Origin of the sequence: Flavobacterium sp. ABG (assembly GCF_001027725.1) — a bacterium.
GTDB lineage: Bacteria > Bacteroidota > Bacteroidia > Flavobacteriales > Flavobacteriaceae > Flavobacterium > Flavobacterium cupriresistens.
The window spans coordinates 19088-34109 of sequence record NZ_LEKS01000015.1; the positions used below are offsets into that span (position 1 = coordinate 19088).

Annotated in this window: 8 protein-coding genes; 1 reads left to right on the forward strand and 7 read right to left on the reverse strand. The window is 36.5% G+C overall.

Features of this window, described 5'->3' with window-relative positions; translation table 11 throughout:
* The first annotated feature begins 1311 nt into the window (after positions 1–1311).
* The gene (locus AB674_RS15415) at positions 1312–1914 is read left to right on the forward strand and encodes a hypothetical protein (protein ID WP_053004291.1); all 603 of its coding nucleotides are present in this window, start codon (positions 1312–1314) and stop codon (positions 1912–1914) included.
* Between the two features lie 339 nt (positions 1915–2253).
* On the opposite strand, the gene AB674_RS15420 is transcribed toward AB674_RS15415, so the two are convergent.
* From AB674_RS15420 to AB674_RS15450, 7 genes are all read right to left on the reverse strand, one after another.
* Positions 2254–4266: a hypothetical protein gene (locus AB674_RS15420; protein WP_047778032.1), complete on the reverse strand. Its 2013-nt coding sequence runs from the start codon at positions 4264–4266 to the stop codon at positions 2254–2256.
* Positions 4267–4641: 375 nt separating this feature from the next.
* A complete protein-coding gene (locus AB674_RS15425) occupies positions 4642–5865 on the reverse strand; it encodes a glycoside hydrolase family 27 protein (RefSeq protein WP_047778033.1) in 1224 nt (407 codons plus the stop codon).
* Between the two features lie 128 nt (positions 5866–5993).
* Entirely contained in the window at positions 5994–7688 is a 1695-nt protein-coding gene (locus tag AB674_RS15430) for a RagB/SusD family nutrient uptake outer membrane protein (protein ID WP_053004292.1), read from the reverse strand.
* Positions 7689–7710: 22 nt separating this feature from the next.
* Complete coding sequence (locus tag AB674_RS15435) at positions 7711–11019, reverse strand: SusC/RagA family TonB-linked outer membrane protein (RefSeq protein ID WP_053004293.1); 3309 nt, start codon at positions 11017–11019, stop codon at positions 7711–7713.
* Positions 11020–11240: 221 nt separating this feature from the next.
* On the reverse strand, positions 11241–12455 hold the full coding sequence (locus tag AB674_RS15440; RefSeq protein WP_047778035.1) for a FecR family protein: 1215 nt from the start codon (positions 12453–12455) through the stop codon (positions 11241–11243).
* A 325-nt stretch (positions 12456–12780) separates the two neighbouring features.
* Positions 12781–13383: an RNA polymerase sigma factor gene (locus AB674_RS15445; RefSeq protein WP_047778037.1), complete on the reverse strand. Its 603-nt coding sequence runs from the start codon at positions 13381–13383 to the stop codon at positions 12781–12783.
* 318 nt (positions 13384–13701) lie between these two features.
* Positions 13702–14994 carry a S28 family serine protease gene (locus AB674_RS15450; RefSeq protein ID WP_047778038.1) on the reverse strand — a complete coding sequence of 431 codons (1293 nt, stop codon included), beginning with the start codon at positions 14992–14994 and terminating at the stop codon, positions 13702–13704.
* Positions 14995–15022: the final 28 nt, after the last annotated feature.

Consider the following 15022-nt stretch of genomic DNA (forward strand, 5'->3'; position numbering starts at 1 on the left):
AGGGAACAAATTAATTTTATCTAAATACTAAAAATTGAAATTCAGTTTATTCCTAAAATGAATCTCATTTCTTTGTTAATGACCGTTAAAAAGTCAAATAACATTTGTAAAAAAATGCTGCAATGAACAGCACTAAAAAAAATTAAATTACACTTAGATTTCTATTTATCAGCTAACTAATCCTAACCAAAACAGAAAACATCTTCAAAAAAATAAAAGCTATTATGGTATTACTATATTATTTTTGAAAGCGAACATTTTACACTTCAAAATTAAATTCTATAAAAAAGTAGAATTGTCGTCTACTTTACATTTGAAAAAAATAATATTCTCCGGGCTACTCCCTATTTTAGCGACGTTACAGCATAGAATCAGCTAATTCTTACAGCCTGTCGTTTCGATTATCAACTTTCGGAATCAATTAAACGCCTTTGAATTGATTTTCTACCCAACAAGAAATCCTGTCTCGATAAATCGATATAAACAGTTTCATTTTCGTTTTTAAAAGAAGACTCAAATCCAGCTTTAGTACTGCTGTTGAGTTGATCCGTGTTTGCACTTAGTTCTGAATAACTAAAAAATAAAGAAACCAGAGAGCACAAAAAAAAGGGTGCGTTAAGTACTTTTCTTCTCATAAGCGTTAAGTATAAAAATGTCTCTACTTAAAAACAGTAGAGAATTAATCAATTAATTGGTAGGCTTAAAAAATCTTACTCTATAGCAAACAGCCATCATTTGGGGCAGATAACGTTTGTTGAAAATTGCTGTGATTGGCAGCAACAAAAAAAATTGATTTGCGCTTAGCGCCTTATGTATGAGCTAGTTAAAATTAATTAAAAAAAAGTTAACAGACCAACATTTATTAAACAAAATTAAACAAATACATAAAAAAAATAGTCATTAATAAATTCAACAACTACTCAATCATTGGTTAATTCCGACAAAACAAAGGTTTCTTGAAGTAAACCTGCCTTATAATACTTCTGAAAGTTTTATTTTGTTTACTTTTTTTTTTATTCTGTTTAACCTATCCTGAAAAATTCTGCCACAATTTTCAGAATTCTCTCCCAGACCAACATTTATAAATTTAGCACTATAAATAAATGAGGGGAAAATGTAAAAGTGTGCTCCGCCAATTTGGTATTGTGCAACAAAAGAGCTTCATAATTTTTTGGCAAGTCGTTTAGAGATTAACTACTCTTTTTTATCAGAAATAAATCAAAAACAAGTCATTATAAATTGATTTTTGATTTGTAGTACCTCGTGTTCATATTTGTTTTTTCGACAATTAATCTTAAAATAATATCTTAAATGAAAACAAGTATTGTTATAACAATGTTATTCTGTGTAATAACAGGATCAATCAAAGCACAGGATTTGGGCAATAATGAAGTACATGTGGCTTATAGTGATGGTTTTACTCTTGGTGCAATTGATTCCTTTTCAAATATTTTACCAACAGCCATTATTGATGGCTTTACAGGAGAAAAAACAAAGATAGAGTCCGAATCCTCTTTTGGTATGATAGAAGCCGGTTACAGGTATCAAATTACGGATAGAAGTAGAGTTGGACTTGATCTTGGTTACCAGAATTACAGCTCTAAAATGATAACAGAAAAAACTTCAAAGACAGTAAAGAGAGCTGTTGACTACATATTGATTTTACCTACTGCAAATTACACTTATTTAAGGACATCGCTAGTAGACTTTTATGGTTCAGCAAGCATCGGTGCTTATCTTACGAACGAAAAAATAACAGAAACAAATCAGAACGTAATTAAAAACAATTCTATCGATTTGGGTTGGCAGGTTAATCCAATTTGCTTGCGTGTTGGAGAAAAATTAAGCGGATTTGCTGAATTAGGATTTGGAATCAAAGGTTTTGTTACAGCTGGCGTTAATTACAAGTTTTAGAGTTCTGCCTTTACTACAAAAAGAGTTGCTAAATTGACGCATCTATGAGCAAGAAAAATGCCACTGATTAAAGGATTAAAATGATTTATAAAATCTGTGTAAATCCTTTTAATCAGTAGCAAAAAATAATTCGGGCCAAGTGGTGAAATTCGTCGCAAAATGATGAAGGTGGTCGCGAAAACGAGGAATCTAAACAACTTCTTTTTTAATAACTTAAAAGAGTTAGATAGAATTTAATGGATTATACAGATCTCTTTTAAACCATTTAAGTTATAAAAATTCATTTTAGAGCCGTATTTGCGTCACTTGATTAAACACCAAAGGTCTCTTTATTTGTTATTATTTATCGAATGTCACCTGAATTAAATTTCCTTCCTTGATTTGTTTTTCAAACCATATTTTATTCTGATTCGAAACGGTTACTTTTAGTCCGTTATTGGTTCGTTTAACTGTAATATCAAAATTCTGTTCAAAAGCATTTATGTTTCGTAAGCTCATACCCGGCCATGATTTAGGAAGACGTGGCATAAAAGTAAAACTATTTAACCCCACAGGACGAATACCAAATAATCCTTCCGTAAAAACCCTGCAATACAAACCGCTTTCTGCCGAAAGATGGCGTTGATTTCCTTCAGGATATGCCTCTACCGGATAAGGAACATGATCGCCCAACAAACGACGTTCGGAATAGTAATGCAAAAAATCCAATGCTTTATCGGTTTCTCCTGCGGCTAAAACTCCTCTTAAAGCATATAAAGTCGAGCGGTCCCAGAATGTTTTGTCACCAGCTGCACTGGCGAGTCCATCGGGAGTCCATAATTTAGAAGAAAACAAGGCGGCAATCGTTCCTTTTTGACGATCGTAAATACCCATTGTTAGCGGCGTGCAGATCCAGGCGCGCAAAACATCATTTTCTTTGTAATATTTATAGGTTAGAAATCCATCTACCTCAGCACCAAAATACTTTTCGATAGCCGTTTTTAAGTTCTGCGATTGGAGCTTATACAAATCCAGTTGTTTTGGATTTTTCTTCAAACTTCTACCCAGATAAACGGCTGAATTTAAAGCATCATAATACAAGGATGAGGTGTTCAGATTTGCTTTTCCTGCCGGAAATCGTCCTTCCAGTTCATCTGAATCCGAATAAACCACTCCTTCAGAATTTAGCTTTAACCTACAATATTCTAAACACCACTCAATTAAAGGCCATACTTGTTCTGCTTCGCTGATATTTCCTCTTGCCAGTGCATAACGTGCCGCTCCGTAGGCAATCATGGCGGCATCACCGCGGTCGCCTGCACCGTCCCAGATATCAGTTCCTTCTGCTACAATCGAACTTGGTATGGGCTTATATTCTTTGTTGATGTATTTCGCAAAAAGCAAATACGCATTCAAAGAGGCTTTATTGGCGTAATCATAACCTAAATACGCAAAAAAAGGACCAATGTATTCTGCCTGATCGTTGGCCCAGATTGCCGCATAATACGATTCTCCTCCGGGACTGTGCATGGGTCCTCCCTTTGTCTCAAAAATACTCTCGGCGGCTCTTAGTTTTGCAAACTCAAATTCGGTATTCAGGATCGGATCAGGGGTTTCTAATACCAATTTAGTTCTTAATTGACGAACCAGTTCCAAGCGATTCTTTTTCTCTGTTTCCATATTCAATTCCGGTATGGATTCGTTCTTTTTAGTTGCACAGTAAAAAACAGAGAAATCAATCGTTTCGCCGGGCTGTAACACAAAAGTTCCTTCATTAGCAACTCGGGTTATTACGTTGTAACTGCCTTCTGTACCTTTATCCTTCGCTGACTTATACTCAAAATTAATTTTCGGAATTTCTACTACACAGCTTTTATCAGCTGTATTTTTGATCGTGTAATTTTCGCAGAAAACAGGCAAAGAGGTTGACGGAAAATACTGTCGGGTTACTTCTAAGGTATTATCGACTTTACTTTTTGCTAGTAAAGTTCCATCTATTGTTACCGAAACTACCTTTTCATTGACAATCGGCTTATAGTTTACCAAAACAAACCGCATCGCATCCTGAGCAAACTGGCGGGTAAAACTGGCATGGGTGTTGTTTGGAATCGTTCGTAACATAGGCCAGACTAAACTACGGGTACTATTAAAAGAACCGTCTGCTCCTACTCCGTAACGAAGCACAGCGGAGATTTTTCTACCGCTCATTTCTATGTGATCTTTGTGTGGAATATTATCTTTTATCTTCCATGTAATTGATCCGTTTTGCTCAATTTCCCACCGACTATTTTCTTGTGAAAACGATTTGCAGGTTACTAAAACTAAAATAACAGCGAAAAAAATCCTTCTGCTGCCAATACATAACTTCTTCATTCAATTGATTTTTAATTTGTGATTCTATTGCTCTATCAAACTGTTGCGTATAATTGTTTTTAACACATAGAGACATAGTTCGCTGAGCCTAAAAAAAGACGTTTCACTTAAAATAAAACACATAAGGTATCTTACAAAAATTTGTTTTTATTGATTGACTTTAAATTGTCAATCCTAAATCTATGTCTCTATGTGTTAAGTTTCATTTATCTGAATTACGATATCAAACTGTTGCGCATAGTTATTTTTAACACATAGAGACATAGCTTGTTAAGCTTTAAAAATTGTCAATCCTAAATCTATGTCTCTATGTGTTAAATAATATTTACGTTATATCAATAGCTGCAAACATTTGTAGACAACATGCTGTACAACTTAAAGAGCGCTTTTACTTAATCGGTACATCAATACGCCATGTGGTTCTATTGTCGCTTTTAGTTCTTTGGCTGTGGTTCCTGCATTTTTCTTGCTCCAAAGATCCAAGAGGTTGTAGGTGCTGTTTTTATCCAATGAATAAGCATAAATGTCGTCTACAATTTTTTCTTTGCTCCAGTCAAAACTAATGGTTTTGGCCAGTGTATTGCGATTTACAAAACAGACTGCCCAATCTCCGTTTTTAAGCGGTTTAAACCAAACCTGCAATCCGTCCTTGTCCAGATAACGGAATCCCTGAATCCCAAGCGGGTCTTGATTGACTGCTAAAATTTCCTTGTTGGTTAGTATTTCTATGGTCTCTTTTGTCATTTTTCTAACATCATTTCCAGCGATTAATGGAGACGCCATTATACTCCAAAGAGCGAAATGTGCTTTGTCTTCATTATAAGTCATTCCGTTGCCTACTTCCAGCATATCAGGATCGTTCCAATGACCCGGTCCTGAATATTTACGAAGATTGGACTGTAAATCAGCGATGTGCATTACACTCAACGAATTCCAGGTTCCCTCGTCGTGTACCGAATCGAAAATCTGATAAATATCTTCTGTTGTTCTCCACAACTGTCCTACTCCTTTTCCCCATTCCCACGGTTTATTTACACCCCATTCGCAGATACTAAACAAAATTGGTTTTCCTGTTTTTTGCAATGCATCACTCATAGTTGTATAGGCTTCTTTAGCATTTATACCGGCTGTATTACACCAATCGTACTTTAAAAAATCAATGTCCCAAGAGGCGTAATTTCTTGCATCCTGATACTCATACCCTCGAGTTCCAGGGTATTTTTGACAGGTTAGGGTTCCGGCACAATTGTACATTCCGAATTTTAATCCTTTGGAGTGCACATAATCGGCAACAAACTTCATTCCGCGTGGAAACTTTTTAGGATCCGGAACCAAATTTCCCTCACGATCTCTTTCCATTGCCATCCAGCCATCGTCTAAAACCAAATAGACGTATCCGGCATCGCGCATTCCTGAGGAAACAAGAGCGTCTGCGGTTTCCATTACCATTTTCTCATTGATATTGGTGTGAAAAGTGTTCCAGCTGTTCCAACCCATTGGCGGTGTGGGTGCTAAATCTTCGACCTTTTGTGCAGAAAGTTGTGTACCGCAAAAAGCCATACTGATAAGAGCCCATTTTATTGTTTTAAAATTTTTCATTTTTTGTTTTTTGTTTTTTTATAAATAATCTAAAAAACAAACCCAGCTATTTATTTCTAAAAAGTGGGTTTGCACCAAAATTGATATTATGCTTATGATTCATAATATCGTTCAACTAATCAAAACCCTTAATTATATCCCGGATTCTGAACAAGACTTGTCCTGTTCATTTCTGTTCTTGGAATTGGCAATAAATAATGTTGTGGTTTAAAAACCCTGTCTTGTACTTTAGTGTAGGTATACGTTTTTGTACCATTAGCATTCTTGGTAATAATGACCCCCATCAATGGTTTGTTTTCTGTTACCTCGGCAATTTTCCATCGACGTACATCGTAATAACGGTGCCCTTCAAGACACAATTCGATTTGTCTTTCGTTGTAGATTTTATTCTCCAATGCTGTTCCTGATAATGCCGGCAGATCATTGTTTATTCCTGCGCGTTTTCTAATCAGATTCAGGTATTGCAGTGCAGTGGCATCATTGCCTGTTTTAAATTGTGCTTCGGCATAGTTCAGATAAATCTCTGCCAGACGCGAAATGATGTAAGGCTTGTTGGTTTGGGTTTCTGTATTGTAATTAAAAGTAGTATCACAATATTTACGGAACGTATAACGTGTCGCACTATTGTTCCAGGTATCCCAGCCTTGAGGAGAATCTAAACCTCCTTCATAAAACTCTGCCATGTTTGAATGTCCTGCTTTGTAACGATCCTGACAAAAGGCAGGATTACCATACGAACGTCCATCATAAACAATATCTTTATAAAAACGCGGATCTCTGTTTTTGTAGGGCTTTTGAGGATCGTATCCTGATGTCGGTTCTGTGATATCTTTACCATCGGCCGTTCCAAAAGCATCTATCAGATTCTGACTTGGAGCAAAGGATGCCCAGCCATGAAAACCACTTGGTGAATTAAACATTTCCACTCCATTAAAAGCACTCCATTGCGGAACCTTACTCGATAAACGAACGGCAATTATTTCCGAATTAGCGGTAGTGAATAAATCAGCATAATTTCCGGTGTACAATTGAAATGCATTAAGATCGATTACGGCTTTAGCAGCATCAGACGCTTTCTTCCATTTTGTCAAATCATTCGACGGATTCCATTGCGGACTTGCGGCATACAATAGTGTTCTGGATTTCAATGCTAAGGCCGCTGCTTTGGTGATTCTTCCTAAATTGGCACCGCTCTGATCTAAAGGCAACATGGTAGCGGCTTTATCCAATTCATCCGAAATAAAGGCAACACATGCTTCATAAGAACTGCGATCTACATTAAAATTACTGTTCAAATCAAAAGGTTCTTTGACTAAAGGTACTCCGCCATAATCACGGATTAATTTAAAATAGGCATAGGCTCTTAGAAAAGTACCTTCTCCTTTTAAACGATTTCTCCATTGGGGATCACCCGGAACATGATCGATTTTAGAAAGCAGAATATTGCAATTTTGAATGATGGCATAGGTTGGAGCCCAGATATCAAATTCATTCATATTATCCGGTGTCAGCGCACCCGAATTGATAATTGAAGAATTATAATCATTGAATTTATTATACGCTTCATCACAAGAAGCAGACAGTGCCCAAGTGCGGTTTGTAGCGGTATCCCAGTTGTGTTGTGTGGTTGGGAGTACATTGTACAAATTATTCACAAAGGCTTCTGTCAGCTTTAAATCATTCCAAACCGATGCATCTGTATAGGAATCTAAAGGAACTTTGTCCAAAATATCGTCACTACAAGACCAGAACAGTCCACTGACCATCAGAAAAACAGCCAGTACTATTTTATTTTTTATACTTCTTATTTTAAAATTTTTCATACTTCTTTCTTTAGCTATTTTATTATAATCCGATATTCAATCCAAATCTGTAAATACGTACCTGAGGGTAATTAATGCCCGTGGTATTATTCGTTTCCGGATCGACATTGTATTTTTTCATTTTATCAATAGAGAACAGATTAGAACCTCCTACATAAAATCTGAAGTTTGTAACACCTAGTTTGTTCAGTATGTTTTTTGGTAATACATAGGATACTTCAAGAGATTTTAGACGAAGAAATGAAGCATCTTTCAACCAAAAATCGGCAGGAACATTATTTCTGCTATCTGTACTGTTGAATGCTCGCGGATATGGGGCATTTGGATTTTCTGCTGTATACCTGCCATCATACAACCAGGTTGGCGGGGCAATTATAGAACCTTGCGCCTGAGGAAGTATCATTTGCTTTGCCATGGTTTGACCCGTCCAAAGAATATCCAAACCAAATCCTTTGTACTGACATCCCATTGGAATACCGTACACGATTTTTGGTGTAGCAGATTCGGGGATTCTTACCTTATCGTTGCTTGTGATACTACCATCATTATCGATGTCTTTTAGCCAAAGATCACCGGGGGCAGCTCCTTCTAAGTGTGGAGATGCATCTACATCTGCCTGACTGCGATAGATTCCGTTTGTTTTATACACTAACCACGAATCGATTGCTTCTCCGGTAGATCTTTGCCATTCGGGAATATTTGGGGACTCATCACGAAAAATGACTTTGCTTTTGGCATAGGTAAAATTAAGCCCTACATTGTATTTGAAATCTGTCGTACCACCAGCATAACTAACCGCTATGTCTACACCATGATTTTGTGATTTCCCAATGTTTTCCGGAGGGAGTACTAACCCTGTGTACTGCGGAACCGATGCACTACGAGCTGCCAAAATATCACTTCTTACATAGTGGAAATAATCAAACCCTACTTTTAATTTATTGTCCAGAAAAGAAGCGTCAAAACCAATGTCTTTTGTGTCTTGATTTTCCCAGGTAATATTAGGATTTGGTGTTGATGAAAGGTATAAATTAGTCGCCTGAGTATAGTCTCCAAAATATACATTATACTCCTGAATCGTATTCAATTGATATCGGGTCATAAACAAATATTGTGCGATAGCATCGTTACCCATTTTCCCCCAAGAAGCTCTAATTTTAAACTGATCTACTATTTTAATATTATTCTTGAAAAAATCTTCATTGGATATTTTCCAGCCTAAGGATAATGCGGGAAACATTCCCCAACGATTTTCGGTAGGAAAATTGAATGATCCGTTATAACGAGCCGAAACTTCTGCAAAATATTTACCGTCATAGTTATAAGCCACTCTGCCTAAATAACTTTCTCTTCCGTCCTGGTATTCAAATCCATTGGCATCTTGCGCTACGGTGCTTCCTGTGAAAATCTGATCCAATTGATCGCTTAATAAATCTCGTCTGTAAGCCGTGGTTCTCTTATTTATATTGGTGGTTTGCTCGTACCCTAAAAAAGCGTTTACTTCGTGTTTGTCGAACTGTCTGTCGTAAGCTGCTTTAAAAAAATACGTATTTTCATTAGACAGGAATTCATCTTGTGTTACACTCGAAATAGCAGTACTTGCTTTTTGATTGTTGTAAGTATCGGTAGTTTTATCATACGAGTACGCATCCCAGGGTTTTGTAAATCTCTTTTCGCTACGCAAAGCATAATCAAAAGCGGCATAACCACTTACAGAAAATCCTTTGGTTACGTATGGCATTTTCAATTCAAATCCAATTTTTGGATTCAGGATTAAATTTTGAATTTTATCATATCCCGCAGCTGAAGAAGTCATAATAACCGGATTTCTACCATTTGCAATACCCGCAGAAGGAAGTCCGTTTGCGTAATAATCCGGAATAAACGGATACATACTAACCGTTTCATGAAGAATACTACCTACCGATGCCGAAGGATACACCCTGCTTTCTCTGCGTCCGGCAAGATCAAAATTGACTTTTAGGTTGTTGCTTATTTTTACATCTATATTAGATCTCAGATTGTATTGTTTAAACAATTCATCGCTGTTTCTGAAATTACTTTCCTGATTCAGATATTGGCCTGATAAATAGTATTTCACATCCTCAGTCCCACCACTAACGGATAGCGATTGAGTCGATTGTGGGGCATTTTGTCTAAAGACCGCTTTCATCCAGTCTGTACTGGTATAATTGGGAACATTTCCTGCTTTGTATTTATCAATATCTGCTTGTGCGTAGGGTGCGGCATTTCCTTTGTTTACATTTAATTCGTTATAATAGGTCATATACTGCCACGAATTAACACGCTCGGTCATTCTGGTTAATTGCTGTATCCCGTAAGAACCATCGTATTGAATCGTTGGTTTCCCTAGTTTCCCTCTTTTAGTGGTTACCAGAATTACACCATTGGCAGATCTCACTCCGTAAATAGCGGCCGAAGCATCTTTTAAAACCGTAACCGTTTCTATGTCTGCGGGATTCATTCTGCTTAAATCTCGATCGGGTATGCCGTCAATCACGACTAAAGGTCCTGTTCCTCCTCCGAAAGAATTGATTCCTCTAATCAGAATGGTTGCATTGTCATCTCCGGGTCTTCCGGAACGGTTATTTGCGATAACTCCGGCAACCCTCCCTACTAAGGTATTGGAAACGTTTGGAGTAGAACTTTTTACCAAAGCGGCTCCGTTTATAGAAGAAACAGCACCGGTTAAACTTCCTTTCTTTTGCGAGCCATATCCAACAACTACCACTTCATCGAGTGTTTTGTTTTCTTCTTTTAATTGAACGGTAATCGCATTCTCTCCTTCTGAAAGTATTATTTCCCTTGAAATAAAGCCCGTAAAGGAAACGATCAAAGTGCTTTTATAACTTGGAATCTGAATTTCGAAACTTCCGTCATCCTGCGTCAAAACCGTTTTTTTGGTTCCTTTTAAAAGTACGTTTGCTCCGGCAAGCGGTAAACCATTTTCGTCGGTTACTTTTCCGCTAATCTGCAATTGTATGGGTTGAATTATTTCTGAAAGATTTGCGAAATCACTTCGTTTTTTCAGGATCACATGATTCCCTTCTAACGTATAAGTCATGGGTTGGTTTTTGAAAATCAACTCTAAGGCGGTTTCTAGTTTTTCATTCTGAATAGAAATCGTAATGTTTTGCGCTTTCATCAGTTGCTCTTTCCCATAAACAAAACTATAATTAGTCTGTTTCTCTATCTCTCTAAAGACCGTCAACAACTTATCATTCTTAAATGTCAGACTTACTTTTTGAGCCATTCCTGTTGCGCAGACCTGCATGGTAACTGCTAGCAATAAAATGCCGGTAATTTTCATCTTTAGTGATGTTTTAAATTTTGACTTTCGCTTGGTAGGCGAAGTCTTCAAAATTGGATTTAAATTCATAACTTTGGTTATTGGTTAATAATTACTACTTGTGGAACTTGTATGATTAAAACAACCTCTTATATCGCCGGAAGTGCTCGAACACTTTCCGGCTTTTTTTATAAAATCATTTTAATTTCCGGTGAACCTTATTAAGACTCTCGAAAGCCTCTCTATGGTTTTGTATAAGACATTACTATAATTTTTTTTCCTTCCAATTTAAAGCGCACCAAATCTGTCATTTCCATTATTTTCAGCAATTCGGACAGTGGTACATCTTTGGAGATTTTCATAACAAACGAAGAATTAATAGTTCCTTTATAGGCTACGTCAAGATCATACCATTTCGAAATTTGATTCATAACCACTTTAATATCTGCTCCTTCAAAATAAAACTGTCCGTCTCTCCACGCAGTTGTTTCTTCTATATTGGCCTCCTTAATTAAAGTCAGCTCCTTTTCGGCTATCACCTGCTGATTGGGTTTAACGATCAGACTTCCGATCAAGAGTTTAGAGACTCTTTTTTCTACTCTGATACTTCCTTCAACCAGTGTGATTTTGGTATTGGGTTGGTCCGCGTAAGCATTGATATTAAATTGAGTTCCCAATGCTTCCGTTTCCGTTCCGTTTGCATTTACTTTAAAAGGCATGTGTTTGTTCTTTGCTACTTTAAAGAAAACTTCTCCGGTCATGCTTACTTTTCGTTCTTTACCAATAAATTCAGATGGAAATGTTAAAGAGGACCCTGCATTTATCCAGGTCATTGTACCATCAGCTAATAGTAACTGTAAGGGCTTACTTCCCTTAGGTACAGCTAAAGTATTTTGGGCTAAAACCTCTTTTTTTGAATTAATACGATCTTTAGAAATGATATTGCCGTCATTCGTTTTTAGTGTTAGTGCTGTTGCATGGATAATCAGCTCTTTCTTGGGGTCATTTTGCACGATGATCTTTTTACCATTTGACAGGGTTAAAATCGCCTGATTGATTTCTGGAGGCATAATTTCTGCACCGAAACGTTCTTTTTGAGATAAATTCTGATCCGGAATTATTTTATTAGGAGTTTTATAAAACCAGAACCCTATACTTAACGCAAACAACACCACAGCAGCCACCATCTGAAACCACTTTCTTTTCTTTTTTCCGGCTATTCTTTTAGCGTGTTTTAAGGAAGCTGCGATGGTTTCCCAACCTGCGTCTTTTTCAAATTCATACATTTTATCTAATTCGGTAGCTACCCATTCTTTATTGGTAAGATTCTCAAAGATTTCTTTGTTGGTTGAGGAGCTGTTAATCCATTCTTTTAAAACAAAATGTTCGTTAGGCGTAATAGTTTTATTGAGGAATTTTAATATTAATTCATCTATTTGAAATGGCAAATTTGACATAATCTTAACTTTGATTTTATGTTGTATAGAACAACACGTATCAACTGTTTTTTTAACTACAGGAAAATGGAGTTATTTTTAAATTATTTTGTAATTAGTTGATTTGCAATAATAAAGACTATTATAAAAAAAGATTATATTTAAGGTAGGTAGCTCTTCGACTTCGCTCAGAGGGACAAAAATAAGGTAGGAGTTTATGCGGCTCTTCGACTTCGCTCAGAGGGGCAAAAATGAGGTAGGAGTTTGTGAGGCTCTTCGGATTGAACTGGAGGAGTAAAACACGATAAGGGTACCGTTTACTTAATGGGAATGCGAAAGAGCAATACTATCTTTGTTTGTAAAATAGCACCGAAAGCATATTAACCAATGCCACTGTAGAAAGTATATTCTCCTGATGCAGTGCTAATCGGATTTTGTACAATGCTCTTGATTTTTGATTTAAAACCGTTTGTGGGCTTATTTTCATTTCACCTGCAATTTGAGCGGTGCTTTTGCCTTCAATAAAAATAGATTTGAAAACTTCCTGGCATTGTTGGGGCAGATTTTCCATTTCGCAATAAATGGTTTGGAGTACTTTGGCTGTTATCATCTCGCCTTCTCCAAATTGCTCTGCAGATTCGGTTAAAAAGCTAATTTCTTCATGCGCTTTTTTATGGCGCTTCTCTTTTCTCAAAAAATCGTAACACGCATTCCTTGAGGTCACAAAAAGGAACGATTTTATATCTGATAAGTTGTCAAAATCATGCTTTTTTTGAAGCAGTTTTAAAAATGTTTCTGTAGAAATATCTTCCGCTTCCTGCGAATATTTAATCAAAGTCTTATTAAAATAACACAGCGGTCGGTAATAAAGCAGATACAACTTACGAATTGCTTTTTCCTTGCCATTTCTAAAATCTTCAACCAGATCTATGTCGTTATTTTGGATCAAAATTTATTTTTTTATTTTAAAAATACAAGCAATCAGCCTACTAAACCTATATTATATTACCTCTAAATTGTACTATGCTACTTAGTTTTCTGTTAACTAATCTCCAGAAAAATATTTCTAAAAAAAGCGTAGCAAGTCCTGAACCATAGCAATTATGGAAGATTAATGACACGAAACATTCCCTGCTAAAATTGAAAATTAAGTCAGCTGCCAGACGCAAAACTGCTATATAAAAATTTGATAAGGCTCAGTAACTGCTACACTATATTATAAGGATGCATTACAAAAAATTGAATCGTTCTGCTGCATCAAAGAATTCTATTTGTTCAACCATCTATCCAACGTGCTCTTAATAAGTGTTTGATCTGCTGAAGAAAAATCTTTGACTCTGGTGGCATGACTTCCCTCGGGCAGTACCATCTTTAAGGCGTCTACATTTGGTTTTGGCGTTGGGGAACAAGAAAACCAGGTATCGTAGCCTCCGTAGATGTATAAAATATGGTCTCCTTTATTTTCAACATACTTACGCACTTTTTTAATATAATCGGGATTGTATTTTATAACAACGTCTTTCGGAGCAAATCGATCGTTGGAAGTATTCTTTACAATTTTAAGTAAATCTGCAACGGGAGAAAAATCAAATCCATAATACCCTAATTCGCTTAAATGCTGATAGTACGAAGGCAGGTAATTGAAATACATTTTATCATTGTAAGTTCCCACGCCTACTATTTTATTCAGATAATCAAACAGTTCTTTTGGGGTAGCATTTGCGGCGGGTATTTCATCACATTTCCCACCCCATTGCCAAAAAGAGAATGGAAATTCTAAAACGGCATATTCCAAAGCCTCTTCCATTGGCACCTTAGTGTATTGCGTTTTTTTTGCCATTGCGTATTCTGAAAAAACAGCCATTAGCTCGGCTCTGTTTTGCAAAACTGCTCGCTGTAAAGCTGTAACTTTCGCTCTGCATTCCGGTGTTCCTACCACTTTTACATGTGTTACAGTTCTGGGATCTTCACAAGTATTAATTAAAGGAGCTACATACGGCATCGCAACATCAACATCTTTTGGATATTTTGATTTGTAAATTAGAGCCGTTTCTCCTCCTTTACTAATGCCGGTTGAAATCCATTTTCCGGTATACAGTTTTTTTAATTGAGTTACTATTCCGTGATAATCTGCAATAGCCTGATCATTAGTCAAATATTCCCACGGAATTGGCTCAGGTCTTGATTTCCCGTAAAAACGATACTCTACCACAACCTGATTGGCTTGCAATAAACTACTTACTTCACTTTTTATATTTCCGGTATTGTATCCGTGTGTTTCTATAACCATTGGCCTGTCAAAACCAACATGGGACAGATAAATGTAATGTTGAAAAGTCCCTTTTTCGGAATGTTTGTGATCTAATGGTTCGTCTAAGATCAATTGATAGGATGCTGTATATCCTTCCAGATTTTCTATTGGTGTAATGACAGCTTTAGGAAACAACTCCGTTAATTTTTGTTGAAGATCCGCCACAGGTTTTGCTACCGTTTGAGCCGAACCAATCGAAGCACTCAAGCCGATAAAGAGCAATAAAGCGATGTACAGTTTTTTATTCATTTTATACTATTTAATTCAATTTTTAAAA

Excerpts from the sequence above, each read along its gene's own strand:
- AB674_RS15415 (WP_053004291.1), top strand. The coding sequence starts at position 1,312 with ATGAAAACAAGTATTGTTATAACAATGTTATTCTGTGTAATAACAGGA.
- AB674_RS15420 (WP_047778032.1), bottom strand. The coding sequence starts at position 4,266 with ATGAAGAAGTTATGTATTGGCAGCAGAAGGATTTTTTTCGCTGTTATT.
- AB674_RS15425 (WP_047778033.1), bottom strand. The coding sequence starts at position 5,865 with ATGAAAAATTTTAAAACAATAAAATGGGCTCTTATCAGTATGGCTTTT.
- AB674_RS15430 (WP_053004292.1), bottom strand. The coding sequence starts at position 7,688 with ATGAAAAATTTTAAAATAAGAAGTATAAAAAATAAAATAGTACTGGCT.
- AB674_RS15435 (WP_053004293.1), bottom strand. The coding sequence starts at position 11,019 with ATGAAAATTACCGGCATTTTATTGCTAGCAGTTACCATGCAGGTCTGC.
- AB674_RS15440 (WP_047778035.1), bottom strand. The coding sequence starts at position 12,455 with ATGTCAAATTTGCCATTTCAAATAGATGAATTAATATTAAAATTCCTC.
- AB674_RS15450 (WP_047778038.1), bottom strand. The coding sequence starts at position 14,994 with ATGAATAAAAAACTGTACATCGCTTTATTGCTCTTTATCGGCTTGAGT.